General features: G+C 48.7%; 1 protein-coding gene. It reads right to left on the reverse strand.

What is annotated here, in order from left to right; all coding sequences use genetic code 11:
• Positions 1–21: 21 nt before the first annotated feature.
• On the reverse strand, positions 22–717 hold a 696-nt coding region (locus tag M4I42_RS17050; RefSeq protein ID WP_268853206.1), incomplete at its 5' end, for an IS982 family transposase.

The following is a 717-nucleotide window of genomic DNA, read 5'->3' on the forward strand; positions in this document are numbered from 1 at the left end:
ACCCGTGGTGCTAGTTGAGCGCTAGCGCTCAACTAGCCCAAGTGTGACAAGTGAATATGCCAACAAGATGCCATCTAGTGCTACTTCAAATCCCGCAATCGAATTCGCACGAATTTCTGTCATACGATACTGGTCAACGAGGACGGAGAACACCGTCTCTATAACTTTACGTTTTTGTTTGAGCCATTTCTCCCATGATTCCGATGGGCGGTGTTTCTGGTTTTTGCGAGATGGAGTCCAAAAAGCGATTTGGTACTCTTCATACAACTTTTTTTGCAATTCGCTACTGATGAATCCTTTGTCACCCAAGTTATAGGGGTGAGGAATTTGAGTCATGACGGTTTCAGCTGCAGTTCGATCGTGACAGGACGCCTCCGTTACCACGTATCCCATGGGCAGTCCTTGGTTGGTCACCTGAAGATGGAGCTTAAATCCATAGTACCACTGCTTTTTCGATGCACAGAGCCCGATGTCCGCGATTCCTTGAAATCGTTTGACTCGGTACATTCTTGCGGTATGGCACAATTCGAGTGGCATGCTATCTACTACCGCATAGGCGTGGTGTTGCCCACGTTTGGCCAGCTCATGGCGGATCCATTTGATCGCAAAGCGCAGCGCTCGACAACGGCGATTGTATCGAGAACGTTCGAGAAAATGTCCATCCGTAAACAAGTTCCCAGTCACAAAGCGATGCCATGCACGTTCGGAAGAGAAGCC

It is taken from the genome of Anoxybacillus sp. J5B_2022 (assembly GCF_026847645.1).
GTDB lineage: Bacteria > Bacillota > Bacilli > Bacillales > Anoxybacillaceae > Anoxybacteroides.